At 67.9% G+C, this 20,874-nt stretch carries 21 protein-coding genes and 1 tRNA gene; 14 read left to right on the plus strand and 8 right to left on the minus strand.

Going from position 1 to position 20,874, the window contains the following annotated elements; all coding sequences use genetic code 11:
- The first annotated feature begins 2 nt into the window (after window positions 1-2).
- Entirely contained in the window at window positions 3-797 is a 795-nt protein-coding gene (locus AB0C03_RS04995) for an HNH endonuclease family protein (RefSeq protein WP_357634357.1), read from the plus strand.
- Between the two features lie 343 nt (window positions 798-1,140).
- Here the strand turns inward: AB0C03_RS04995 and AB0C03_RS05000 are convergent, their stop codons facing one another.
- The 4 genes from AB0C03_RS05000 to AB0C03_RS05015 form a co-directional block, all read right to left on the minus strand.
- The gene (locus tag AB0C03_RS05000; RefSeq protein ID WP_357634360.1) at window positions 1,141-2,613 is read right to left on the minus strand and encodes a tyrosine-type recombinase/integrase; all 1,473 of its coding nucleotides are present in this window, start codon (window positions 2,611-2,613) and stop codon (window positions 1,141-1,143) included.
- On the minus strand, window positions 2,610-3,011 hold the full coding sequence (locus tag AB0C03_RS05005; protein WP_357634363.1) for a helix-turn-helix transcriptional regulator: 402 nt from the start codon (window positions 3,009-3,011) through the stop codon (window positions 2,610-2,612). Before AB0C03_RS05005 ends, AB0C03_RS05000 begins: the two co-directional genes overlap by 4 nt.
- A complete protein-coding gene (locus tag AB0C03_RS05010; protein ID WP_435823356.1) occupies window positions 2,986-3,918 on the minus strand; it encodes a DUF2637 domain-containing protein in 933 nt (310 codons plus the stop codon). The genes AB0C03_RS05005 and AB0C03_RS05010 overlap by 26 nt, the downstream gene beginning before the upstream one ends.
- Window positions 3,919-4,299: 381 nt before the next feature.
- Entirely contained in the window at window positions 4,300-5,187 is an 888-nt protein-coding gene (locus AB0C03_RS05015; protein ID WP_357634366.1) for a replication-relaxation family protein, read from the minus strand.
- Window positions 5,188-5,674: 487 nt separating this feature from the next.
- On the opposite strand from AB0C03_RS05015, the gene AB0C03_RS05020 reads away from it, so the two are divergent.
- Window positions 5,675-6,187, plus strand: a complete 513-nt coding sequence (locus AB0C03_RS05020; protein ID WP_357634369.1) for an HAD domain-containing protein — start codon at window positions 5,675-5,677, stop codon at window positions 6,185-6,187.
- A 136-nt stretch (window positions 6,188-6,323) separates the two neighbouring features.
- Here AB0C03_RS05020 and AB0C03_RS05025 read toward each other — a convergent pair whose 3' ends face one another.
- A complete protein-coding gene (locus AB0C03_RS05025) occupies window positions 6,324-7,121 on the minus strand; it encodes a DeoR family transcriptional regulator (protein WP_357634371.1) in 798 nt (265 codons plus the stop codon).
- Window positions 7,122-7,599: 478 nt separating this feature from the next.
- Here AB0C03_RS05025 and AB0C03_RS05030 point away from each other — a divergent pair, with 478 nt between their 5' ends.
- Entirely contained in the window at window positions 7,600-8,088 is a 489-nt protein-coding gene (locus AB0C03_RS05030; RefSeq protein WP_357634518.1) for an NUDIX domain-containing protein, read from the plus strand.
- A gap of 142 nt (window positions 8,089-8,230) precedes the next feature.
- Window positions 8,231-8,887 (plus strand): HAD family hydrolase, encoded by a 657-nt coding sequence (locus tag AB0C03_RS05035; protein WP_357634374.1) that lies wholly within the window; start codon window positions 8,231-8,233, stop codon window positions 8,885-8,887.
- Here the strand turns inward: AB0C03_RS05035 and AB0C03_RS05040 are convergent.
- Window positions 8,884-10,215, minus strand: coding sequence for a helix-turn-helix domain-containing protein (locus AB0C03_RS05040; RefSeq protein ID WP_357634377.1), 1,332 nt, complete (start codon window positions 10,213-10,215; stop codon window positions 8,884-8,886). The genes AB0C03_RS05035 and AB0C03_RS05040 overlap by 4 nt on opposite strands.
- A gap of 454 nt (window positions 10,216-10,669) precedes the next feature.
- On the opposite strand from AB0C03_RS05040, the gene amcA reads away from it, so the two are divergent.
- From amcA to AB0C03_RS05090, 10 genes are read left to right on the plus strand one after another with little or no spacing between them, the layout of a single operon-like run.
- On the plus strand, window positions 10,670-10,843 hold the full coding sequence (gene amcA, locus AB0C03_RS05045) for a multiple cyclophane-containing RiPP AmcA (RefSeq protein WP_357634521.1): 174 nt from the start codon (window positions 10,670-10,672) through the stop codon (window positions 10,841-10,843).
- On the plus strand, window positions 10,840-11,811 hold the full coding sequence (locus AB0C03_RS05050) for an NAD-dependent epimerase/dehydratase family protein (RefSeq protein ID WP_357634380.1): 972 nt from the start codon (window positions 10,840-10,842) through the stop codon (window positions 11,809-11,811). The genes amcA and AB0C03_RS05050 overlap by 4 nt, the downstream gene beginning before the upstream one ends.
- A gap of 18 nt (window positions 11,812-11,829) precedes the next feature.
- Window positions 11,830-12,783, plus strand: coding sequence for a thymidylate synthase (locus AB0C03_RS05055; RefSeq protein ID WP_357634383.1), 954 nt, complete (start codon window positions 11,830-11,832; stop codon window positions 12,781-12,783).
- The gene (locus tag AB0C03_RS05060) at window positions 12,780-14,489 is read left to right on the plus strand and encodes a carbamoyltransferase family protein (RefSeq protein WP_357634385.1); all 1,710 of its coding nucleotides are present in this window, start codon (window positions 12,780-12,782) and stop codon (window positions 14,487-14,489) included. The genes AB0C03_RS05055 and AB0C03_RS05060 overlap by 4 nt, the downstream gene beginning before the upstream one ends.
- Complete coding sequence (locus AB0C03_RS05065; RefSeq protein WP_357634388.1) at window positions 14,486-15,520, plus strand: CgeB family protein; 1,035 nt, start codon at window positions 14,486-14,488, stop codon at window positions 15,518-15,520. The genes AB0C03_RS05060 and AB0C03_RS05065 overlap by 4 nt, the downstream gene beginning before the upstream one ends.
- Window positions 15,521-15,571: 51 nt before the next feature.
- Window positions 15,572-16,093 (plus strand): P-loop NTPase family protein, encoded by a 522-nt coding sequence (locus AB0C03_RS05070; RefSeq protein ID WP_357634391.1) that lies wholly within the window; start codon window positions 15,572-15,574, stop codon window positions 16,091-16,093.
- Window positions 16,094-16,117: 24 nt separating this feature from the next.
- Window positions 16,118-16,933 (plus strand): class I SAM-dependent methyltransferase, encoded by an 816-nt coding sequence (locus AB0C03_RS05075; protein ID WP_357634394.1) that lies wholly within the window; start codon window positions 16,118-16,120, stop codon window positions 16,931-16,933.
- Window positions 16,930-17,673, plus strand: a complete 744-nt coding sequence (locus tag AB0C03_RS05080) for a phosphotransferase (protein ID WP_357634397.1) — start codon at window positions 16,930-16,932, stop codon at window positions 17,671-17,673. Before AB0C03_RS05075 ends, AB0C03_RS05080 begins: the two co-directional genes overlap by 4 nt.
- 14 nt (window positions 17,674-17,687) lie before the next feature.
- Window positions 17,688-18,341, plus strand: a complete 654-nt coding sequence (locus AB0C03_RS05085; protein ID WP_357634400.1) for a histidine phosphatase family protein — start codon at window positions 17,688-17,690, stop codon at window positions 18,339-18,341.
- Entirely contained in the window at window positions 18,334-19,143 is an 810-nt protein-coding gene (locus AB0C03_RS05090) for an aminoglycoside phosphotransferase family protein (RefSeq protein ID WP_357634403.1), read from the plus strand. Before AB0C03_RS05085 ends, AB0C03_RS05090 begins: the two co-directional genes overlap by 8 nt.
- A 207-nt stretch (window positions 19,144-19,350) precedes the next feature.
- On the opposite strand, the gene AB0C03_RS05095 is transcribed toward AB0C03_RS05090, so the two are convergent.
- Window positions 19,351-20,052: a toll/interleukin-1 receptor domain-containing protein gene (locus AB0C03_RS05095; protein WP_357634406.1), complete on the minus strand. Its 702-nt coding sequence runs from the start codon at window positions 20,050-20,052 to the stop codon at window positions 19,351-19,353.
- Between the two features lie 628 nt (window positions 20,053-20,680).
- Window positions 20,681-20,756, minus strand: a tRNA-Lys gene (locus tag AB0C03_RS05100).
- Between the last annotated feature and the right edge of the window lie 118 nt (window positions 20,757-20,874).

Here is a 20,874-nt window from a genome sequence, read left to right on the forward strand (position 1 = left end):
GGATGCCCGCTCCCCCCCACCCGGAGTGGCTCAAAAAGGCGGCGGATATTCTAGCTGAGCTGGACGAGGCGTCAAGCTCAGATGAGCGGCATAAGATCATCGACGACAACGCCGCGTTTTGGGGGCAACTGAAGCCTTGGCTACTTGAGCTGTCCCATAAGAAGTGCTGGTTTTCAGAGGCCAAGGATTGCTTCAGCCACTGGGACGTTGAGCACTTCAGGCCGAAGAAGTCCGCTCGCGGAATTAACGGCGAAACGGACGACGGATACTGGTGGCTGGCCTTCGACTGGCGCAACCTTCGAATCTGTGGCACGGCTGGAAACCGGAAGAAGGGCACGTTCTTCCCTGTCCGCGAACTGACCCAGCGCGCGACCCGCGATAGTGATTTACGCGCCGAGCAGTTCGACCTCCTCGATCCTGCAGACGAAGAAGATCCCGCCCTTCTGTTCTTCAATGTTTTCGGTGATGCCATTGTTGCCCCGTACGTCACAGACTCATGGGAGCAGCATCGGGTGAAATACTCGATAGAGCGTTACAATCTCAATTCGTTTGAGGCGCTTCGCACGAAGCGGCAACAGCGATGGTCCGAGTGTTGGGGCTATATCTGCGAGTACCGGAACGAACTAACGGCCTTCCAACGAGACTCGAGCAAGGTGATTGCCCGCGACCGTGCTAAACGACTGGCCGGAACGATCCGAGCAATGCTTGGAGAGGACGAGGAGTTGTCGGCCGTTGCACGCGCTTGCCTTATCAGCGCCAATGACCCTCGTCTGTTCGGCTTCTTGCAAAGCAAATGAAGCGGCACCTGATCTCCAGCCGCCGTTACTGCCGATACCGCCACCTTATCCGCAGGTCGCGCTTGAACGTAGCCGGGGTGATCGCTTACCTCGCCGTGGAGCGCGGATTCCAGGACCCGCTTCGTCAACAGAGGAGCCGAGGCCTGCGAAAGCAATAGCCCCTGCCCAACGACAGCGCTGCAAACTAATTGGTCTTCTGATGCCTACTGCGGCCGTTCTCCCTGTCGGGGCCGGCCGCCAGGGATGCCGCCGTACGGGTCCTGATTGCCTTCATTAGGTCACTCGCCAACACGGGGTCGACCAGGAGGTGGGCGCTGGCAACGACGGATGGCAGCCTCCGGGTCTATGCCGGCCTTGTTGAGCCACGTCGTCGCGGGACGACCGATGCGGTTGCTTCTGCCGCGGCATGAGATAGCTCGGGTAGAACGTCGCCGTAGAACTTGGCGGTGAAGTGGGGGCTGGAGTGTCGGAGTCGGTTGGAGATGACTTTCATCTGGATGCCGGCGGCGAGTCCCATGGTGGCGGTGCCGTGGCGGAGGTCGTGGAGCCGGATGGGTGGTAGCCCGGCTTGCGTGGCGAGGTGGTGGAAGTGGTCGGTGACGTCGGCAGGGTGGAGTCGACCACCGGTGGGTGTGGTGAACACGAGTCCGGTGGTGGTCCAGGCAGCACCGGCGGCGAGGCGTTCGCGGTGTTGCCGAATGCGGTGGGCGCGCAGCACAGCGACGGTCTCAGTGTCGAGAGCGACCGCGGCCTCGCTGTCGGTGGTTTTCGGAGTGTCGATGGCGGTGGCCCAGCCGTGTTGGACGAGTTGCCAGCGAACGGTGAGGGTGGCTGCGTCGAGGTTGAGGTCGTCCCAGTGCAGGCCGCAGGCTTCGCCGCGGCGGAGGCCGGTAAAGGTGACGAGGTGGTAGAGGGCGTAGAGCCGGTCGCCGGCGTCGTGGGTGTGGTCGAGGAATCTGCCGGTGTGTTCGGGGGTCCAGATCATGACGGGGCTGGGGGTCTTGCCGGTGTCGCGCCAGGTGCGGATGCGTTGGTCGGTCCAGATGGTGGGCTTGGGTGGTCGGGCGGTGGGTAGTTCGACCATGAGGGCGGGGTTAGTGTCGATGTAGCGGTGCCGGCGTATCGCGTCGTTGAGGGCCTTGCGCAGGGTCGCGTGGATGACGTGCAGGGTCCGGTTGCCGACGATCCGCCGGTTCTTGACCTGGTCACGTTTGGCGGGGTCGCGGCTGGCCCGCAGGGCGGCGACGGTGGTGTTGCGTTCGGCGATGGCGTCGTACATGGCGTCGATGTGGCCGGGGCGGAGCCGGTCGATGCGTAGGTGGCCGAGGTGCGGGATCAGGTACAGCCGGATGTGCCCCTCGTAGGAGCGCAGGGTGCCGGTCTTGATGTTCTTGCGTCCGGCGAGCCAGTCGGTCAGGTACGCCTGCATCGTCGGGAGTTCGGTGGGGGTGATGTCCAGGTGCAGCGTCCGCCGAACCTGGTCCGGGGCGGGAACCGGCGCGCCGGTCTTGATGGCGGTTTCGATCAGGTCGCCGGTCTTGACGGTGGTGTGCGCGTCGGTGGGATCGGGGACGGCGAGCGCGGCCCGGATCCGGTCCAGGACGGCGTCCGCGTCGGCCTGGGTGGCGTAGGGGCCGTGACGGAGTGGACGGCGGGTGCCGTCGGCGCGGGCGGGCACTTCGATTTGCCAGTGCCAGTGGCCGTGGGTGCGGGACCAGCCGCCGCCGGGCCGGCGTAGCTGGGGACAGGAGCGTCCCAGTCGCCGGCCCGTGACGCTGTCGCGGCAGCCGCAGCGTTTGAAGGTGGATCCCTTCACTCATCGTCTCCTGGATGCTTCGTATGGTGCCGCCAGCGGTGCCGGGTGGAATCCGCTGGCGGCGGGGTCATCGCATCCACGCTCACCTTCGCGTCGGCATCAAGTCGCCCACCGCTGGCCCCGTTGGGTTCGGGTTGGAGGAGGTAGAGAAGGGCGGCGACCGGGACGATGATGCGGCTGCCTGCCCGGATTAGCGGGACGGGGAACTGGTTGGTGGCGGCGAGCCGGTAGGCCTGGGATCGGCTGATCCCGAGCACGGACGCGGTGGTGGCGAGGGTGGTAGTCACGCCGAGGGCACGGATGCGCTCGATCGTCCACACCCGCCCGACGCTGGGCGCGGTGGTGTTGTCGGTCGTCGTGCGGGTTGTCTGGTCAGCGGGGTTCGTTGGGCTGTTCATGATCAGGCTTCTCCTGGTTGTGAGATGAATAGCTGTGCGGTAGGAGCGGGGTAGCCCTGTCGGGCTCGACCGGCGCAGGGGTGGCTGCTCCGCCACCATCGCGCCGCTCCGGTACGCGTCGCTCCGGTGACAGAGGCGGTGATGTCGGGTTGGTCGGCATGACCGGGCTCACGATCAGTCCGGGTAGTGCCGACGACTCGACCTTGAGGGTCTTGAGCAGTTCGGATATTCGGGTGTTGGACACGGTGTGACCGTCTGCGCGGAGGGCTTCGGCGAGTGCTGCGCGGGTCAGTGCCTGGCCGTCTGCGGAGAGCCGGTCTCGGACTTTTCGCGCCGCTGGCAGCAGCTCGGTCACCGCGCGGGGCGGCTGCGGGGACGGTCCCCGGTCCGCTCGCCGCCGCCGTTCCCGTCCGCCCCCGTGACGACGAGCATCCGATGAGCGGACGGTCCGGTTGCTGGACCGCTCCCCCGCCGTGACGGCGGACCGCACGGTCTCGTCCGGTCCGCTGTCCGGACGGGTCCATCCGGCCTCATCCGGTTGGCAGTCCGCAACCGCCACGGCAGGGGCGGGCGTGGCGGTGCTGGTGCGGCCGAGGGCGATCTTGACCATGACGAGGAAACCGAGCGCGGGTACGGCGGCGGTGATCCACCCGATGACCGAGGGTTCGGCCTCGACGACCTGCGCTGCCAGGGACAGGGTGACCGCACACGCCAGCACGGTCGCCGGGAACACGGTGGAGGTGTGAGCGCGTTTGCGGCGGCGTAGTTCCAGGCCGGAGGCGATGGACATCAGCTCCAGGACGATCGCGTCGGCCCAAGCCAGCCAGCCGGGTTGGCCGTGCGCGGCGGCTACGTTGTGCACGTGGGTGAAGCTGGCCGCTCCGGCTGCGCCGCCAATGGCCAGCATGATGACGACCTGGACGACGCCCTCGACGCGGCTACCCCGCAGCCCCGCGTTCGGGTCAGTGGCCGGTGCCGTCGTGGTCCATCACCTCCTCGACCCAGACCGGAACAACGAGCCGTCCGCCTGTCACAAGAGGCCGGACCGGATGGCGGACCGACCCGGCGTCGGACAACCATCGGGACGGGGACCGCACGTCGGCCGCGGACCGCCCGCCGCAGCCGCTGGACCGGGATGCGGTCCCGCGGCTGTGAGAGCGGACGTTCGGTGCTCTCACAGATCTGTCAGCACCGGCCGAGCTGGTCACGACAGATCCGTGACAGACGCCGGCCGTTGCTGTCCGATCCGCAGCGGAGGTACTGTCCGCCGCCGTCGTGTCGTCGCCCATCACGCGGCCTCACCCGCCCGGCTAGAGACGTCAACGACGTAACCGGCCAGATCAGCCAGCCGCAGCCGCTGCCCTTCTCCGCCGGCCACGGCCCACACCGCCTCCGCTGGGCCCAGGCCGGCCGTCGCGGCGTGGTCGCGAGCACCGGTGGCCACCGGCAACGGCAGCGGCACGTCGGCCAGCACGCGGCGCAGGTTGCGCTCCCGGGCGGCCGAGTGCAGCCAGAACAGCACCGGCCATGCCCGCCCGAGCGTCCCGAACAGCTCCTGATAGCCGTTGACCTTGCCGGCCAGAATCGACAACTGCTCTGCGCCGGTGTCGTACTCGACGAAGAACGGCACCTCGACACCGTTGTCGACCCACCGGCCGTAGCCGTCCGGGCGCACCCGCGGCTGATACGCCCGCACCAGCCCCGGATCCTGCCGGCTGGTGAACGTACCGGCGAGCTGGCACACCGCCTCCGGCAACCACTCCACCAGACCGGTGCCCGGACGGGTGCGGGCGTACCCGGCCAGGTCGGTGAAGAACCCGCTCACCCCCAGGCGGTGGGCGAGGCTGCGCGTTGACGTCCAGCGCCGCCGCTCCACCCGGGCGTGGTCGCGCCGCGGTGGGCGTTCGTCCCGGCTGGCCGCGACGACCTCTGCGCCGAGCTGGTCGATGACGTAGTGGTACGGGTACGAGCCGCCGTCGGCCCGCTGTGGCCGGAACCGGGCCACCAACCGCAACCGGTACAGGGTCCGCAGCCGCCGTTGACAGAAGTCCAACGACGGGAATAAGGCGTTCGCGATTTGGAACGACGTCAACACGCCGTGGTCGTACATCCAGCCCAGCAGCACCCGGTCACGGCCGGTCAGTTGGGACTGGACCCGAAGGACGGGATCATCCACGGGCTACCACCTCCTCTCCAGGTAGGGGATGCCAGCCCCAGGGGGAGAGACCCGAGACCAGGCAGGGGTCTGTCGCAGGACAAGCCGACGGAGCTGACAGCCGGGCTGGCCTGCGGTGTGAGAGGAAAGAGGGGGTCGGTTCGGGGGTCCGGCTGAAGACTGACGTCAACGCTGACGCCAAGCCCGACCCCCAAACGGGGATCAAGCCGGAACTCGTCACTGCCAGTGCCTACGGCAGTAGGTGAAGGTGTCGGCGAGAGCACGGAAACTCCTTGGTTGAGGGTGTGGAATGTGGTGCTGATGGCGTGGTCGGGTCACCACAGCGCCGTTGGAGCGAGAAGGGCCGGTGAGATGCATCCCGGCGCCGGCCCGACGGTGGTCGCCACCCCAGCGGCGCACGCCTGGCGGGAGTGGTAGCGAAACGATTGGACTTGGGGTAAGCGCGCAGAGGTGGTTGGTGGCGGGGTGAGGGCTAGCCTTTTGGGTCATGTCCGCCCCTGCACCGCATCCGTTGCTGTTCCTCGACGTCGACGGCACCCTCATCCCGTTCGGAACACCCACGGCGACTCAGCCCGGCATGCCGCATGGCTACACCGAGGCACCGGTCCTACCGGCCGACGCCCATCCCCTGCTGGACAGGGTCGATCCGGAACACGGCCGCCGGCTGGAGTCCCTACCGTGTGACCTGGTTTGGGCGACGACCTGGATGAACGACGCGAACGACGTGCTCGCGCCCCTGCTCGGGCTACCGCCCCTGCCGGTTGTGGACTGGCCCGACTCTGACGAGGTTGGCGTCCTGCACTGGAAGACCCGTGGGCTGGTCGAATGGGCGCACGGACGCCCCTTCGTCTGGGTCGACGACGAGATCTCTCACGCCGATCAGCAGTGGGTATTGGCTCATCACCACGCCCCGGCCCTGCTGCATCGGGTCGACCCACGTCGCGGGCTGACCGAGCACGACTTCACAGTCATCGAGAGCTGGCTCATGCAGGCGCGGTAGAGCGAGTTCCGAGCCGTCGCGGGCGCCGCGCTTGACGGCTGTCTGCCAGTCGGGACCGCCGCTGGTGAGATCCCGCACCATGCCGTTGGCGTTGGCGTTGGCGTTGGCGGTGTCCGGGGGTCGTGACGTCGTGCGGTCACGATACGACCTCGATGAGGCGACACCTGCCGATGTTCCCCGGCACCTGCCATACCTGCTCGTCCGGCCAGTGGCGATACAACAGCTGCCGCGTGGTCGTGGCGACAACGTTCCGCAGCGGCCCACAAAGCAGGTCGTCCCGCAACCGTTCCTCCCGCTCGGCATCCTGAGCGATCACCAGAATCGCCCCGACCGGTACCAGCCGGTCCGCACGCCGGTAGCCGGCCAACAATCCACCCAGCCCCGACGCCGGCCGCTCGTGCTCGGCGACAACGTCGCCGATCGGGCCACGATCGACGTGTACCAGGAACCGCAGGCACCGCCCGTCCTGTAGCCAGACGCCGTAGCCGTCGGCCCGCAGCCGCGCCAGGTCGTGCTGCCGCAACCACGACGAAGTCTCCGTCGTCGGCAGCCACTGGAACAGCTCGCGCAGCCCCGGGTTGCGCCGCGACACCTCGACTAACGGCAGGAACAGCAGAGCATCCGCCCGACCGGAGGACCGCTGACCCAACCGCAACGGAACCGGCCGCCCCGACGCCGTCAACGCACGCCGGAGCACCTCCGTCCCTTCGGCCGTCACCTCGTACCACCAGGTATGGGTCCGGTCTTCCGGCAAGCGCTCGCGGTTCACCAGTCCCGACTCGTGCAGCCACACCAGGTCTCGGTGGGCCGTCAGCCGCGACGCCGCGCAGACAAGCGCAACGTCCATCGTCGACGCGGACCCATGCTGCGCCAGGTACGACAGGATTCGCCACCGCCGCGGAGACAACCGCCGCGTGGCGCCCCGTTCACCCATCCCCCGATGATCCTCCGGGCGCCGTCAGTCCGACATCCCGTTCCCGGCAGCCCTAACAGGGAGTAGTCGACGCGCCAACCCGGAGATCGAAAGATGGGACCACTGTGACCGGAGACAGCGCTCGAGGTGGGCCGTTGGACGAGACATCGGCGGGACGTGCGAGCACCCACATACCCAAACCGTGGTTTCGGGGCCGATTTTGGAGATCACTGTTCAGCAAATCAGCCGAAGAGCTGAGGACAGAAAACGCGTAACAGTCAAATCGGACCACCATTAGTTGATCTCCATGATCGGCACCGCACTGCAGCACTGATCTCTCAGAGGCGCGCGACAAGCCCATCCCGATTCGGCGATGACGCGCCACGCACCGACACGGTGGTTACTGAAAGTAATGACGCTAGGAGCGTGTCATGTGTCATCCTTCTGTAGCGGACTTCAGCGCCAAGGGCAGGCCCGTAGGGTCGGTCGGGTGGCCGAGATGCAGACCGAACCGGACCCCTCCTACATCGCCAGCGTGACGCGGGTCCGCGCGGCGGCCGGCGCGCTCCTCCGCGACCGGGCCGGCCGGGTACTGCTGGTCCACCTGGCCTACAAGGACGTGTGGGAAATTCCCGGCGGAACCCTGGAGCCGGACGAGTCCCCGGCGGACGCCTGCACACGCGAGATCCGGGAAGAACTGGGCCTGTCGGTACCCGCAGGGGCGCTTCTGTGCGTCGACTGGGTGCTGGCGAGCCCGCCATGGGACGGCGGGCTCATGTTCGTGTTCGACGGCGGGGTGCTGACGGCGGACCAGATCGCGGCAATGCGGCTGTGCCCGGACGAGCTCGACGGCTTCGAGTTCGTCGAGCCGGAGCGCCTGGGCGAGGTGTTGATCCCCCGACTGGCTCGGCGGGTCACCGCAGCGGTCGCCGCGATCGGGCAGGGCGGTGTCTACCTCGAAGACGGAGCCGCGCCTTCCAACAGGTAGCGAGCCGGATTGAATCGTCGGCCACGGACGCATGCCCAGCCGAAGTGGTTCCCCTCCCACCGATGAGGTACCCCGATCCCGTGCGACTGCCCCGCCTGCGGCACACGTTGATCCGCCTGGGCCCGAGGGGCACAATCCCAGAATGATCTCGAGCGTGTTCTTCGACGTGGGTGAGACGATTGTCGACGAGTCCCGGGAGTACGGCACCTGGGCCGATTGGCTCGGCGTCCCACGGCACACCTTTTCGGCCGTCTTCGGCGCGGTCATCGCTCGCGGTCTGGACTACCGGGAGACGTTCCAGGTGTTCCGGCCGGGGTTCGACCTCGCCAAGGAACGGCAGCGCCGGACCGCCGCTGGGCAGCCGGAGCACTTCGCCGAGGAGAACCTCTACCCGGACGCCCGGCCATGTCTGGCCGCTTTGCAAGAGTTGGGCATGCAGGTCGGCCTGGCCGGCAACCAGACCGCCCGAGCCGAGACCATCCTGCGCGCCCTTGATCTGCCCGTCGACGTGATCGGCACCTCGGACGGCTGGAACGTCGAGAAACCGTCGGCCGCGTTCTTCGACCGCGTCGTCACGGAGGCTGGCTGCCCCGCCGACCAGGTGCTGTACGTCGGAGACAGGCTGGATAACGACATCCGGCCGGCGCAGGCGGCCGGGCTTGCGACCGCCCTGGTGCGACGCGGCCCATGGGGATACATCCTCGACGACAAGACCATCAGCGACCGCTGCCTCTTCCACCTCGACTCGCTGGCCGAGTTGCCCGGGCTGGTACGTAGGCACAACGAGTCGGCGGCTTAGCTCCCCGGAAGAGCGGCCCGGCTGGCCGCGAGGGCGGCGACGCGTTCGTCAAGTTGGCTGCCCTCGCGGCTGTCGCCGAGTACCTGCCGGACGGCTCTGACCCGCTCCAGCCCCGTGCCGTACCAGTCGGCCTGCAGGGCGTCCAGGGCCTGGTTGAGGTAGTCGGCGGCGTGGTCTCCGTCGCTGCTGTGCGCCGAGGCCAGGTCGGCGAGGACGACGCTGCGCTGCTTGGCGCCCGTCGCGGTCAGGCCGGCGAGAGACGTGGCCAGGTGGCGGGCGGCCTCGGCATGGTCGCCAGCGGCGAGAACTGCATAGCCAGCGAAGGAATGCAGTCGGTCTGTGTCGTAGTAGTCGAACCATTCGGGCATTTCGGGTCGCGTCGTGATCGCGGTCGCTGCAAGGTCGATCTGATGGCGGCTTGCTGCCCCAGCCCCGGCGCGGGCTTCGACTTCCGAGGCCACGCAGTGCAGCCAGGAGCGGACGGCGGGGCTGACGCCGTGCCAGGTGTGCTGGAGCGCCGCGTCGATAAGTGATCGGGCAGCGGTCGGATCATGTCCGAAGGCCGGGATGAAAGCCATGTGGCCGAGGACGGTGGCGGCCAGCGCGTGGTCTCCGGCCTCACGGGTGGCGGCGAGGGCTACGTCGTAGCAGCGTTGCGCGACGGCAGGCTGGTTGAGATCGAAGAATGCCAGTCGTGCGGTGAGGAGCGCCGACTCGGCGAGGGCGCTGGCGAGGGTCGCCCGGCTGGTGCCGGTGGCCGCGCGGACGAGTCCGGTGCCGAGCTGTGTGTGTGCATACGCAGCCTCGTACAGCGGGCGTGCGGGGCTGGTCCAGTACAGCGTCCGCTGGCACCGCACGATCTCGGCGTAGGCCCTTGGATCTATGGCCTTGGCTTGGGCGTACGCAGCCTGCGGATCGAGTGATAGCAGCGGCGCCACCAGGGGAAGCATGCTGGCGCCGAACAACGCGCGCAGGACGCTGGCCCGATCCCAGCCGGTTTCGTCGCCTCCAGTGATCATGTCCCACAACCTCCTGAACTCGTGCAGTGTCTCTGCCTGCGGACGCATCGCCAGCTCGTCCGGAGTGAGCAGTCCCAGCTGATCGGCTGGCTTGTCGAGGATGGCCACGAGATGTTTGCGGTAGCGCGGGTCGGGCCAACGCTCACCGGTTTCCCACCGCCGCACTGTGTTGGCGTTCAGCCCGGTATCGGTCTCGTCGGCGTGACTCATCTCCGTACGGATCCGCTCGGCGATCTCCTCGTAGGACCAGCCCCGCTGGAGCCTTTCCCACGCTAGCCGCCGGTTGGCGGGGTAGCGCCGTCCGGTCATGCGGACACCTCCGTACGTCCTCTGTCGACGACGGCCACGTTAGCCATGTCCGCTACGGGCCGTCACTACCTGGTTGCGAGCGGACGGGTGGTGGACGGTACCGCTTGGCTCCGCCGGACGGTTCGCTGTTGACGAGCATCGACGGACGCTGCCGGGCAGCTCCAGCTCACCAACCCATTGTCATCGACGCCAGGGGATTCATGGTGGAGAGATCGATCGGATCGGGCAAGGCGGCCGGAGAGCTGAAGCCGCTTGTTGTGGTGGCGACCGGAGGTGCGGTCGTGAGGTTGATTCCTCGTCTGCGTACCGCCATCGAGGCTGCGCGGGCGGGTGACCGGCGGGGTGCTCCCAGCCGCCGCCTCACCTCGGCGGGCCCGCCGTCACACCGGCGGGCCCGCCATGACTGGGCCGAGCAGCGGGAATCGGCCGACCGTCGGACGGTGACATCGTGACCGTGTACATCTCGCGGCACGCCTCCGCAGGCGCCACGGGTGCGCCCGGTCCGGCGGCGCGGCCCGGTGTGCCACCGACGGACCGGATGACGACCTTCCGGGGCGACCCGCCTCTACTGACCTTCGTGTGGCAGCGCGTGCTGTCGCCATCGGCTCAGCGCGGTGGTCGCCGGTGACGGCGCGGGTGTTGGTGACCGGCGCCGCCGGCTTCATCGGTTCGCATGTCGTCGACGCGCTCCTGGCCAGAGGAATTCAGGTGGTCGGCCTGGACCGCCGCCGGCTCGGTCAGGATGCGCTCGCCGATGAGAATTTGGCAGCCGCAGCCGCCAATCCGCTGTTCACACCACTCTGCCGGGATCTGGCCACCGACTGCCTCGATGACGCCATGGACGGCTGCGACGTCGTGTTCCACCTGGCTGCCCGGCCGGGCGTCCGGCCCTCTTGGGGTTCGGAGTTTCACGACTACGCCCAGTCCAACGTCCTCGGCACCCAACGGCTGCTCGACGCGTGTGTGCGATCGGGCGTTCGGAGGCTCGTCTACGCCTCCTCGTCCAGCGTCTACGGGCCGGCAGACCGACCCAGCCGCGAGAACGACCGGACCAGCCCGGTCTCCCCGTACGGAGTGAGCAAGCTCGCCGCCGAGCAGCTCTGCGTGGCCTACGCGTGCCGCCCCGACAACCGGCTCAGCGTCGTGGCCCTGCGCTACTTCACCGTGTACGGGCCGCGCCAGCGACCTGACATGGCCATCGGCCGACTGCTGTTCGCGGCCTATACCGGTCTGCCGGTCACCCTCTTCGGCGACGGCAGCCAACGGCGGGAGTTCACGTACATCACCGACGTCGTCGCCGCGACGATCGCCGCCTCTCAGGTAGATGCCCAGTGCGCCGTGGTGAACATCGGCGGCGGAGCGAGCGTTTCCATGCGGGGCGCGATCCAGGAGGCGTCCACGGTCACTGGACGGCACATTCCGGTCCAGGTAGCCGACGTCCAGCCGGGTGACGTTCCCTCGACGGCCGCTGACCTGACCCTTGCCGGCCGGCTACTGGGCTACTGGCCCACCGTCGGCCTGCACGAGGGCATGGCCCGGCAGTCCGCCTGGTTGGTCAACCTCTCCCGCGACCGACTCACCGCGTTCGCCTCCTGACGGAAGGAAACCCTTTTCATGATCGTTTTGACTGCGGACTCTGCGAGCGAACTCTTCGCCGCCGCCAGTCAGGCGGTGCTGCTCAACGGCCGTATCGCCTGCCCGCGCGACATGATGACCACCGAGGTCGTCGGCGCGCACCTGTGCCTGACCAACCCTCGGCGCCGGCTGGTCTCCGTGCCACCCGTACGCGTCATCAACCCGGCATTTGCCGTCGCTGAGGCGCTGTGGATCCTCTCTGGCTCGGATGACCCGTGGATCTTCGACTTCAACGACAACCTGCGGCGCTACGCGGACGACGGGATCCTGCAGGGCGCGTACGGGCCACGGATCCGCCGGTGGGGCGGCGACCTCGACCAGCTCGACGCGGTCGTCCGGAAACTGACGGCCGACCGAGACTCCCGACAAGCCGTCGTCCAGATCTACGACCCGGCACGCGACCACCGCGGCTACCGGGACGTGCCGTGCACCCTCGGATACCGGTTCCTGATCCGGCAGGGCCGGCTCGAGATGCACACCAGCATGCGCAGCCAGGACCTCTGGCTCGGCTTCCCATACGACATCTTCGCGACGACGCTACTGCAGGAGCTGATGGCCGGCTGGCTTGGTGTCGAAGTCGGCGAGTACCACCACCACGTCGACTCACTGCACCTCTACGCCGACCATGCTCCGGCTGCCGCTGAATGTCTCCGCCACGAACCGACCGTCACCGAGATGGATCCGGTCGTCGTGGACTGGCCCAGCCTGGATGTTGTCCTCGCGCAGGTCATCTCCGGTGACGGCGACCTGCCCGACGGCACCCTGTGGGACACGTTCGGACGGGTGCTGACCAGCTACCGGACATGGAAGCTCGGCGAGCGGGACCTGGCTAGCAAGATCGCCCACGACGCCCCAGGGCCGCTCGGCGCTGCCCTCGTCGCCTGGTACCAGCACCTCACCCGGCCGGCTCTCGTAGCGCCGGAGTTGGCATGACCGCGGATGTGGTGCTTGGGCTGTGCGCGTATACGCATGACTCGGCGGCGGCGCTGCTGGTTGACGGCCACCTGATCGGCTTCGTCGAGGAGGAACGGCTCGACGGGGTCAAGCACAGCAAGGCATACCCGGCATTGGGTGTCGCCTGGCTGCTCGGCAAGGCCGGTCTGTCGCCGTCGAACGTGACCACGGTCGCGTACAACTTCGACGGGCGCCGCTACCTACGTGCGCTGGGTCAACTGCCGACCCATCTGCGACAGGCTGTCAGCCGCGCCCGAGCCGTACCACGGGCCCGCAGCTTCACCACGGTCCACCGCCGCTACCAGGCCCGGATGCGAGACCTGGCCGAGCGTTTTCCACGCGCACACCTCCAGCCAGTGCCGCACCATCGCGCGCATGCCCTGTACGCCTTCGCCGCCGCCGGTGTGGATGACGCAGCGGTCCTGATCGTCGACAGCCTCGGCGAGTTGCAGACCACCACCACCTGGCACGCCCGCTGGCGCAACCCGCAACTCCGCCTCGACCTGGCACACGCGATCGACGACCCGGCCTCCCTCGGTTACGCCTACGGTGCCGTCACCGAACAGCTCGGCTGGCGCCGCGGTGACGAGGAAGGCACCGTGATGGCGCTGGCCGCCCTCGGCGACCCCGCCCGGTTCCGAGAGCTGATATCCCGGGCGATCCGGCTCACCACCGACGGGTTCACCCTCGACCCAGCGCTGATCGCCCTGCGGGTGCTCGCCAGCCGCTACGGCCGGGTCACACCCGCGTTCACCGCCGCAACGTGCCCGCCCCGCCCGCCGACGGCACCGGTAGAACCTGTGCATGCCGACCTGGCCGCTGCACTGCAGGAACGCACCGAGCAAGTAATGCTGCATCTCGCCGCGCGAGCCCGCCGGCTGACCGGCTCCGGGCTGCTCTGCCTGGGCGGTGGGGTCGCGATGAACTGCGTAGCCGCCGGCCTCATCGCCCAAGCCGGCATCGTTGACGAGATACACGTACCACCCGCCCCCGGCGACGCGGGCACCGCGATCGGCGCCGCCGCCCACGTCTGGCTCGAGGCGACCGGCCGCCCACCCACCGGCATACGCCACCACTGCTACCTCGGCCCCGCCTATCCCGACCTGGCACTACCGGCCGCACCACGAGCGGGACTGCACGCCAGCCGCCCCGCCGAACCCGCCCACCATCTGGCCCGGCAGTTAGCCGACGGGGCAATCGTGGGCCTGTTCACCGGCGCGCTGGAGGCCGGCCCACGGGCACTGGGGCACCGGTCGATCCTCGCCTCTCCCCTGGAAGCCGGCGTGGTCGAGCGCCTCAACGCCACCGTCAAGTTCCGCGAACCGTTCCGACCTTTCGCCCCTGTCGTACTCGCCAACAAGGCCACCGACTACTTCCGGCTACGCCAACCGTCGCCGTACATGTCGCTCGCAGCTCCCGTGACCGAGCTGACCCGCGACAAGCTGCCCGCGATCGTGCACGTCAACGGCACCGCCAGGGTCCAGACCGTCACGCGCGAGCAGCACCCCTTCCTCGCCGACGTTCTCACCCGCTTCGGTGAGATCACCGGCCACCCCGTGCTGATCAACACCTCACTGAACATCAAGGGCAAGCCGATCTGCGGCACACCAGAAATGGCCCTGGAGTGCCTGACCGAATCCGGCCTCGACGCACTGCTCATCGAAGACCAGTGGGTGACCAAGTGAAGATTGGCTACAGCTTTTGGGGATTCCTCGGAACCGGCATCACCGACACCCCGGACGGAGGCCGCAGCCACCGCCGGACCTTGGTCGACGGGCTACGTGCAGCCGGCCGTGACATCGTCTTCCTTCAACCCAACCGGGACCTGTGCGAGGCCGGCGACGATCTCACCGGCCACTACCGCTGGGACGTCGGCCTGCCCGATATCGACGCACTGTTCCTCGAATGGCGCTGGCCCATTCCCGGCCGCAACACCACCGTCTGCGGGCGACCCGGCCATACCTGCGACCTGCATCGGCAGGCCGATCTACTCGACCACTACACCCACCAGCTCGGCACCCCAACGATCCTGTGGGACAAGGACCGTCGGCTGCCCGCAGCGGACCCCCTGCGCCGAACCCGCAACGTCACCGTCTGCGAACCCGCTCTGCACCCGACTCCGGGCGCGGTACCACTGCTCTTTCCTGTCGCCGACACGGCCATCGACGCCGCCGACCCCACCACGCTTGTAGCCCTGCCCCGTCGCACCCCGCTGGTCTACATCGGCAACCAGTACGACCGCGACCACCCGTTCGACACCTACTTCGCGCCGACCGCCGCGCAACTCCCTCACCTGATCGCCGGCAAGTGGGCCGACACCAGGCGCTGGCCGAATCTGAACTTCATCGGCCGAGTCCCGTTCCCCCGCGTCTCCGCGATCTACGCCGACGCGCTCGCCACCGTCCTGCTGCTGCCCGCCCGATACGCCGCCGCCGGGCAGATGACCCAACGAATCTTCGAGGCCATCCTCGCCGGCTGCGTGCCGCTGCTGCCCGCCGACGTCCGAGGCGCCAATGCGTTCGTTCCCTCGTCGCTGATCGTTGGCGACGCCGCAGACGTGCGACACCGCATCGGTTGGCTCACCGAGATCGCCGGCACCGGTGAGCACGCCAGCCTCATCACCGAATGCCTCCGTCACCTCGACCCGTTCCGGCTCTCAACCCAACTCGAAGTGCTCGACTACCTGCTGCGCCACCCGGAGCCGGTGCGGTCATGACTCACCGTGTCACCACCGAACGAGCTCACCGCACCTCTACCCTGGAGAACCATGGACAGGATCGCCATCATCGGCTGCGGCGGCAGCGGCAAGTCCACCGTCGCGCGCCAGTTGGCCCGGATCCTCGACGTGCCGCTGACTCACCTCGACGCGACCTACTACGACGAGCACTGGAAGCCGCTACCGCAGGACGAGTTCGCCGCCCAGCAGGAGAAACTCGTCGCTGGCGAACGTTGGCTCATCGAAGGAAACTACGCCGGCACTCTGCCCATCCGGCTTGCCGCCGCCGACACCGTGATCTTTCTCGACCTGCCCGCCTCGACCTGCCTGTGGGGCATCGCCCAACGCCGCTGGCGCTACCGCGGCGGACAACACCACAAGGACGGCGTCTACGACCGCATCACCTGGAACTTCGTCCGCTACGTCCTCAGCTACCGGCGCACTATGCGCCCGCGAGTCCAGGACCTTCTCCGCGAGCACGGACCACACGTCCGCTTGATCACCCTCACCAGCCGCCGCCAGGCCGCCCATCTGATCAACCGCGTCCGCGACGAGCATCAGCCCGTGACCTGACCGCAGCGGGACGGGAGGCGACAGATGTCGGCCAACCCGTTCCTTGACCCCGCCCTGGTCAAGGGCGACCTCTACCGGGGCGACGGCCGGCTCGCCGACCGCACCCACGCGCTGCATCGCGCCAAGATCAGCGGAAGCGACGTCGCCGACACGATCGCCAACATGCTCGCCGCCCGGGTTCCACGCGGGGCGGCCGTGCTCGACATCGGTTGCGGGCGCGGCACCACAACCCTGCGCCTGGCCGACCGGCTCCGGCCCCGCCGGCTCTTTGCCGTCGACGCCTCGGTCGCGCTTCTCCGCACTACCCGCGACCGCCTCGGCGCCGCTGGCGCGTTGGGCTCAGTGGTGTGCGCTGACTTCCACCACCTGCCACTGCCGGGCAGCGTGGCCGACGCTGCGGTTGCCGCCTTCTGCCTCTATCACTCTCCAACGCCGGGTCTGGCCGTAGCGGAGATCGCCCGCTGCCTATGCCCTGGCGGCACAGCTGTCCTGGTCACCAAGTCGCTGGACAGCTACGGCGAACTCGACCATCTGGTCCACGCCGCCGGACTCGACCCACACGCCACCAGCCGACCGAGCCTCTACGAGAGCTTCCACAGCGGCAACCTGCACACCGTCGTCGCCAAGAACCTGACCGTCATCGACGTCCATCACGAGGAACACGTCCTCCAGTTCGCGGACGCCACGCACCTCGCCCGGTACCTCATCACCACACCCAAATACCGGATCGCCCTGACCGGCGGGATCCCCGCCCTCGCATCTGCCCTTCAGCAGCGGCTGGCCCCACCGCCCTACACGACCCAATCCACCGTTAGCTACGCCGTGGCGGTGCGGCCATGAGTGGCGGCCCCTTCGTCAAGCGGTACGACGATACGGAACGCTGCACCGCCGCTGCCACCCACCACGCCTGGCTAGCCGGCTTGGGCTCCGGCGTACGCCTACCTGCGCTGGTCGCGCGGGGCCGCCGCCATCTGGTCTTCGAGCGGCTCTCGGGGCACACACCGAAAGTGGATGATCTTCCGCAGGCCGCCGCAGCACTCGGCCGGCTCCATGCTGTCGCGCACCGAGGTGAACTTCGGACCGCCCGTCTCGATCAACCCCACATCACCTCGACCAGACTCGTGATCCCCGACTTCGCCAGCCCGCGTCAGGCGGCGCTACACCACGCCGCAGCCGCGGCGGGCATCCACGGATCGGCCATCGACGCCGCACTCGACAGAGCCGGGGAGCCAGTGACGTTCTACAAGGACCCGAACATTCGGAACTACCTTGCGAACGGCAACGAGGTCGCCGTCGTCGACTTCGACGATCTGACACTCGCTCCCTTCGGTTACGACCTGGCCGGCCTCCTGGTCACCGCATCCATGACCTACGGCCGCCTCGCCGACCGATCGATCACTCGCTGTCTGCACGCCTACCTCGTCGCTGTCGCGCCCCAGATCTGCAGCTTGGTCGACTTGAAACGGTACGCCGAGCTGCACCACCTGCTGACTCTGCGATATCTCGGCCGCAACGGCTACCGGCATCCCTGGCCCACCGTCCGGCCCTGGACCGACCCGTTCCTCGCCGAGCTGATCTGAGAAGGAATCCCCGGATGACCTCGACAGCCGAACTCGTCATCGCCCGCCACGGCGAAGCTTCCTGCAACGTCGCCGGAATCGTCGGCGGCGATCAGGGCTGCACCGGCCTCACAGACCTCGGCCGGGCCCAGGCGGAGCAACTGGCCGCCCGCCTGGCTGCCGAACACGGCCACCGGCCCTATGCCGCCCTCTACGCCACACCCCGACTCCGCGTCACCCAGACCGCCGAGATCATCACCCGATCTCTGCACCTGCCCGCCACCATCGACCCGGACCTCCGCGGCCCTGACCACGGCGACGCCGACGGCCGACCCTGGGTCGACATCAAGACTTCCTTCCAGGGGCCGCCTCAGCACAGCCCAGACCGCCAGTACGCTTCCGGCTCCGAGACATGGAACGAGTACCTCTACCGGGCTACGGCAGCACTGCAGAAGATCCTCGCCCGCCACGAGGGTGAACGAATCTTCATCGCCGCCCACGGCGAAACCGTCGAAGCGGCCCACAACCTGCTCCTCGGCCTCCCCCGGAACGCTTGCCTGCGGCTCGGCTTCGTCACCGACCACGCCTCCATTGCCCGTTGGCGGCGACCAACCAATCGCTTCGGCCGCACCATCTGGCAACTCGTCAGCCACAACGACACCCGGCACCTCCGGCCCCACCATGGCTGACGTCAACATTCACCTTGCGCTCTGCCAACGGCTCCTCGACGCCGACGCCATGCCCGTGGCCTCGCACCCCGGGCACGCTGGCACTCGCGTGCTCCGCGCCTCGACATCCGCTCATGGGGACGTCATTGTCAAGATCCATCGCAGCCCGGAACGCCACAACCAGGAAGTCCACGCTTACCGGACCTGGGTTCCCGCCCTCGGAGACAAGGCCCCCCGACTGCTCGCGACAACCTACGACCCACCAGCCATCGTCATCACCGCGGTAGCGGGAGTTCCGCTCAGCGAGCGGCGACTCGATCCCACCGTGGATCAGGAGGCGCACCGGAAGGCAGGACAACTACTGAGGACACTTCACGCCGCCGGGCCACCCCGCCTCGAACCTGACTGGACCTCCTGGCTCGCGGAACGCGCCGAGTATTGGATCCACCAGGTCGGGAACCGCATCGCCGCCGCCCGCCGGGCTGAGGTGCGCGCCCACATGCGAGCCCTCCGAGACCTGGCGCCACTGCCCGCACTTCCGTGCCACCTCGACTTCATGCCCCGCAACATGATCTACGGCGACGACGGAGCCGTCAGGCTGATCGACTTCGAGCACAGCCGCTACGACCTGCCCGCCCGCGACCTCGTACGACTCACCACTCGGGTCTGGCCGCACCGCCCAGACCTACGCGCGAGCTTTCTTCATGAATACGGCCAGCTCAGCGCAGTCGACGACGCAGTACTGGAGCACTGCGCCTATCTCGACCTCCTCACGAGCTTGGCGCGACATGCCCCATCGACCGCGAGCCGAACGGCTACGTGACCGGTACCCGGATTCTTCCGACGCAAGGCTATCTATGTCACTGAATGCGCAAGGAGGGCTTCACACAGCCATTATGTGGTTCCACTGGCACAGCCGCCCGCTGGGCCAAGTCCCAACGCGCAGCCGATACGCAAGCCCGGTCCTAACCTACCCACGACACGCCGCCTCCTGATCACCATGAAGGCAATGCCGGGGGCCCGCCAGGTGTTACACGGCGATCAGTTCGGCGATCTTCTTGGCGATCTCCTCCATAGAGTCCTCTTCCGTGCTCAGCCCGTGGCGGGAGCCGAGAAGCGGGCTGACCAACCGAATCTCCTCGTAGGTAACCCCATGCGCGACAGGGATCAGCAGGTCACGCGACAGTAGTTCCGAAAGCTCCTTCTCGGACACCCCGCCGCTCTCGACACGCCTGAGGAGTGCGGGCGTGATGAGCACGAGACCGATGCGCGTCTTGGCCAGACCCTTGTCGATTTCCCGCATAAACGGCTGGCCGAGGATGATGTCCTTCTCGCTGAACCAGACCGACACGTCCTCGGCTTCGAGGAGGTTGTGCAATTCAGTCGCGGTCTCACGTCGGTCGTCCCAGGCGTGACAGAGGAACAGGTCGTACGACTTGGCTCGAGGTTCTACCGCCTCGACCTTGCTGCGGTAGCGGTCCAGCGCCGAGACCTCGTCAGAGGTGTAGACAACGGACGAGTTTGCTGGCGACCACCGAGGCCGCGTCGACCGACTGCCACCGCCGCCACCGGAGGACCCGCCTCCGCCGCCACTGCGGGACGGGTTTGACGATGCATAGTTGGACGGGGACGGGTTGGACGTGTAGGACCGGTACGACGATCGGCCATGGACGGGACATGCGGCGCGACCGCTGGAGGTGCGGTGGCCCTGACTGGGTGCTGTGCATCGCATGACTTCACTATAGGAAGGACCCCGTCAATCCCGTCTGTGTGGACCGGCGCAACCGCACATCGGAAGCGGATACACCAGACGGTCGATATCGGCTCCTCGTGACGAAAATCAGGATGGCGGGCCGCACTCCGCAGGAACCATACGGCTGCATCTCTCGGTTCAGCCCGGGCAGTACCAGGCCTCTGTGGCATTGTCGCGCCGCTGCCCTCACGGCGCTCTCATCTGTTCAGTTCATCCGCGGCGACGCCCTGAGGGAACTCCCCGCACCCTCAAAAACAGGGGTTGTGAGACGTTTTCCATGATCAGTCTTCACCGAGTCAGCCGAAGGGTTGCGGCGTAAGCCACAGAACCGGCAGACCGCGTCCCGCCAAGATCGCCGGGCCCTCGCGCCGAGCCATTCGGGAACCGTTCACCGAACCGATCCGGGACCACCGACAGCCCCAACCCCCGGCTGCCCGACCATCCCGCGCCGGCAGCCACCGACCGGCGTCCCGGAGCACCCCGCCGTGTCCCACCAACGCCACCCGGTCCATCGGCTCCCGAGCACCCACCGAGCGACCACCCACCACCGAAGCACACGAAAAAGGCCCTGACCCAGTGTGAACCACCAGGTCAGGGCCTTGCTCGTTGGTGCGCCGCCAGGGACTCGAACCCCGAACCCGCGGATTAAGAGTCCGCTGCTCTGCCAGTTGAGCTAGCGGCGCTCGTTCGGCAACGGAGAGAAGATTAGCACCCGGTCGAGCCGGGCTCCAATCCGGTTACCCGGCTCCCCCCTTCGGTCGAGCTTACCGGGCATATGGCTACAAAGGCCCCCGCGTACGA

The organism is Micromonospora parva (genome assembly GCF_040649675.1).
In the GTDB taxonomy this organism is placed as follows: Bacteria; Actinomycetota; Actinomycetes; order Mycobacteriales; family Micromonosporaceae; genus Micromonospora; species Micromonospora parva.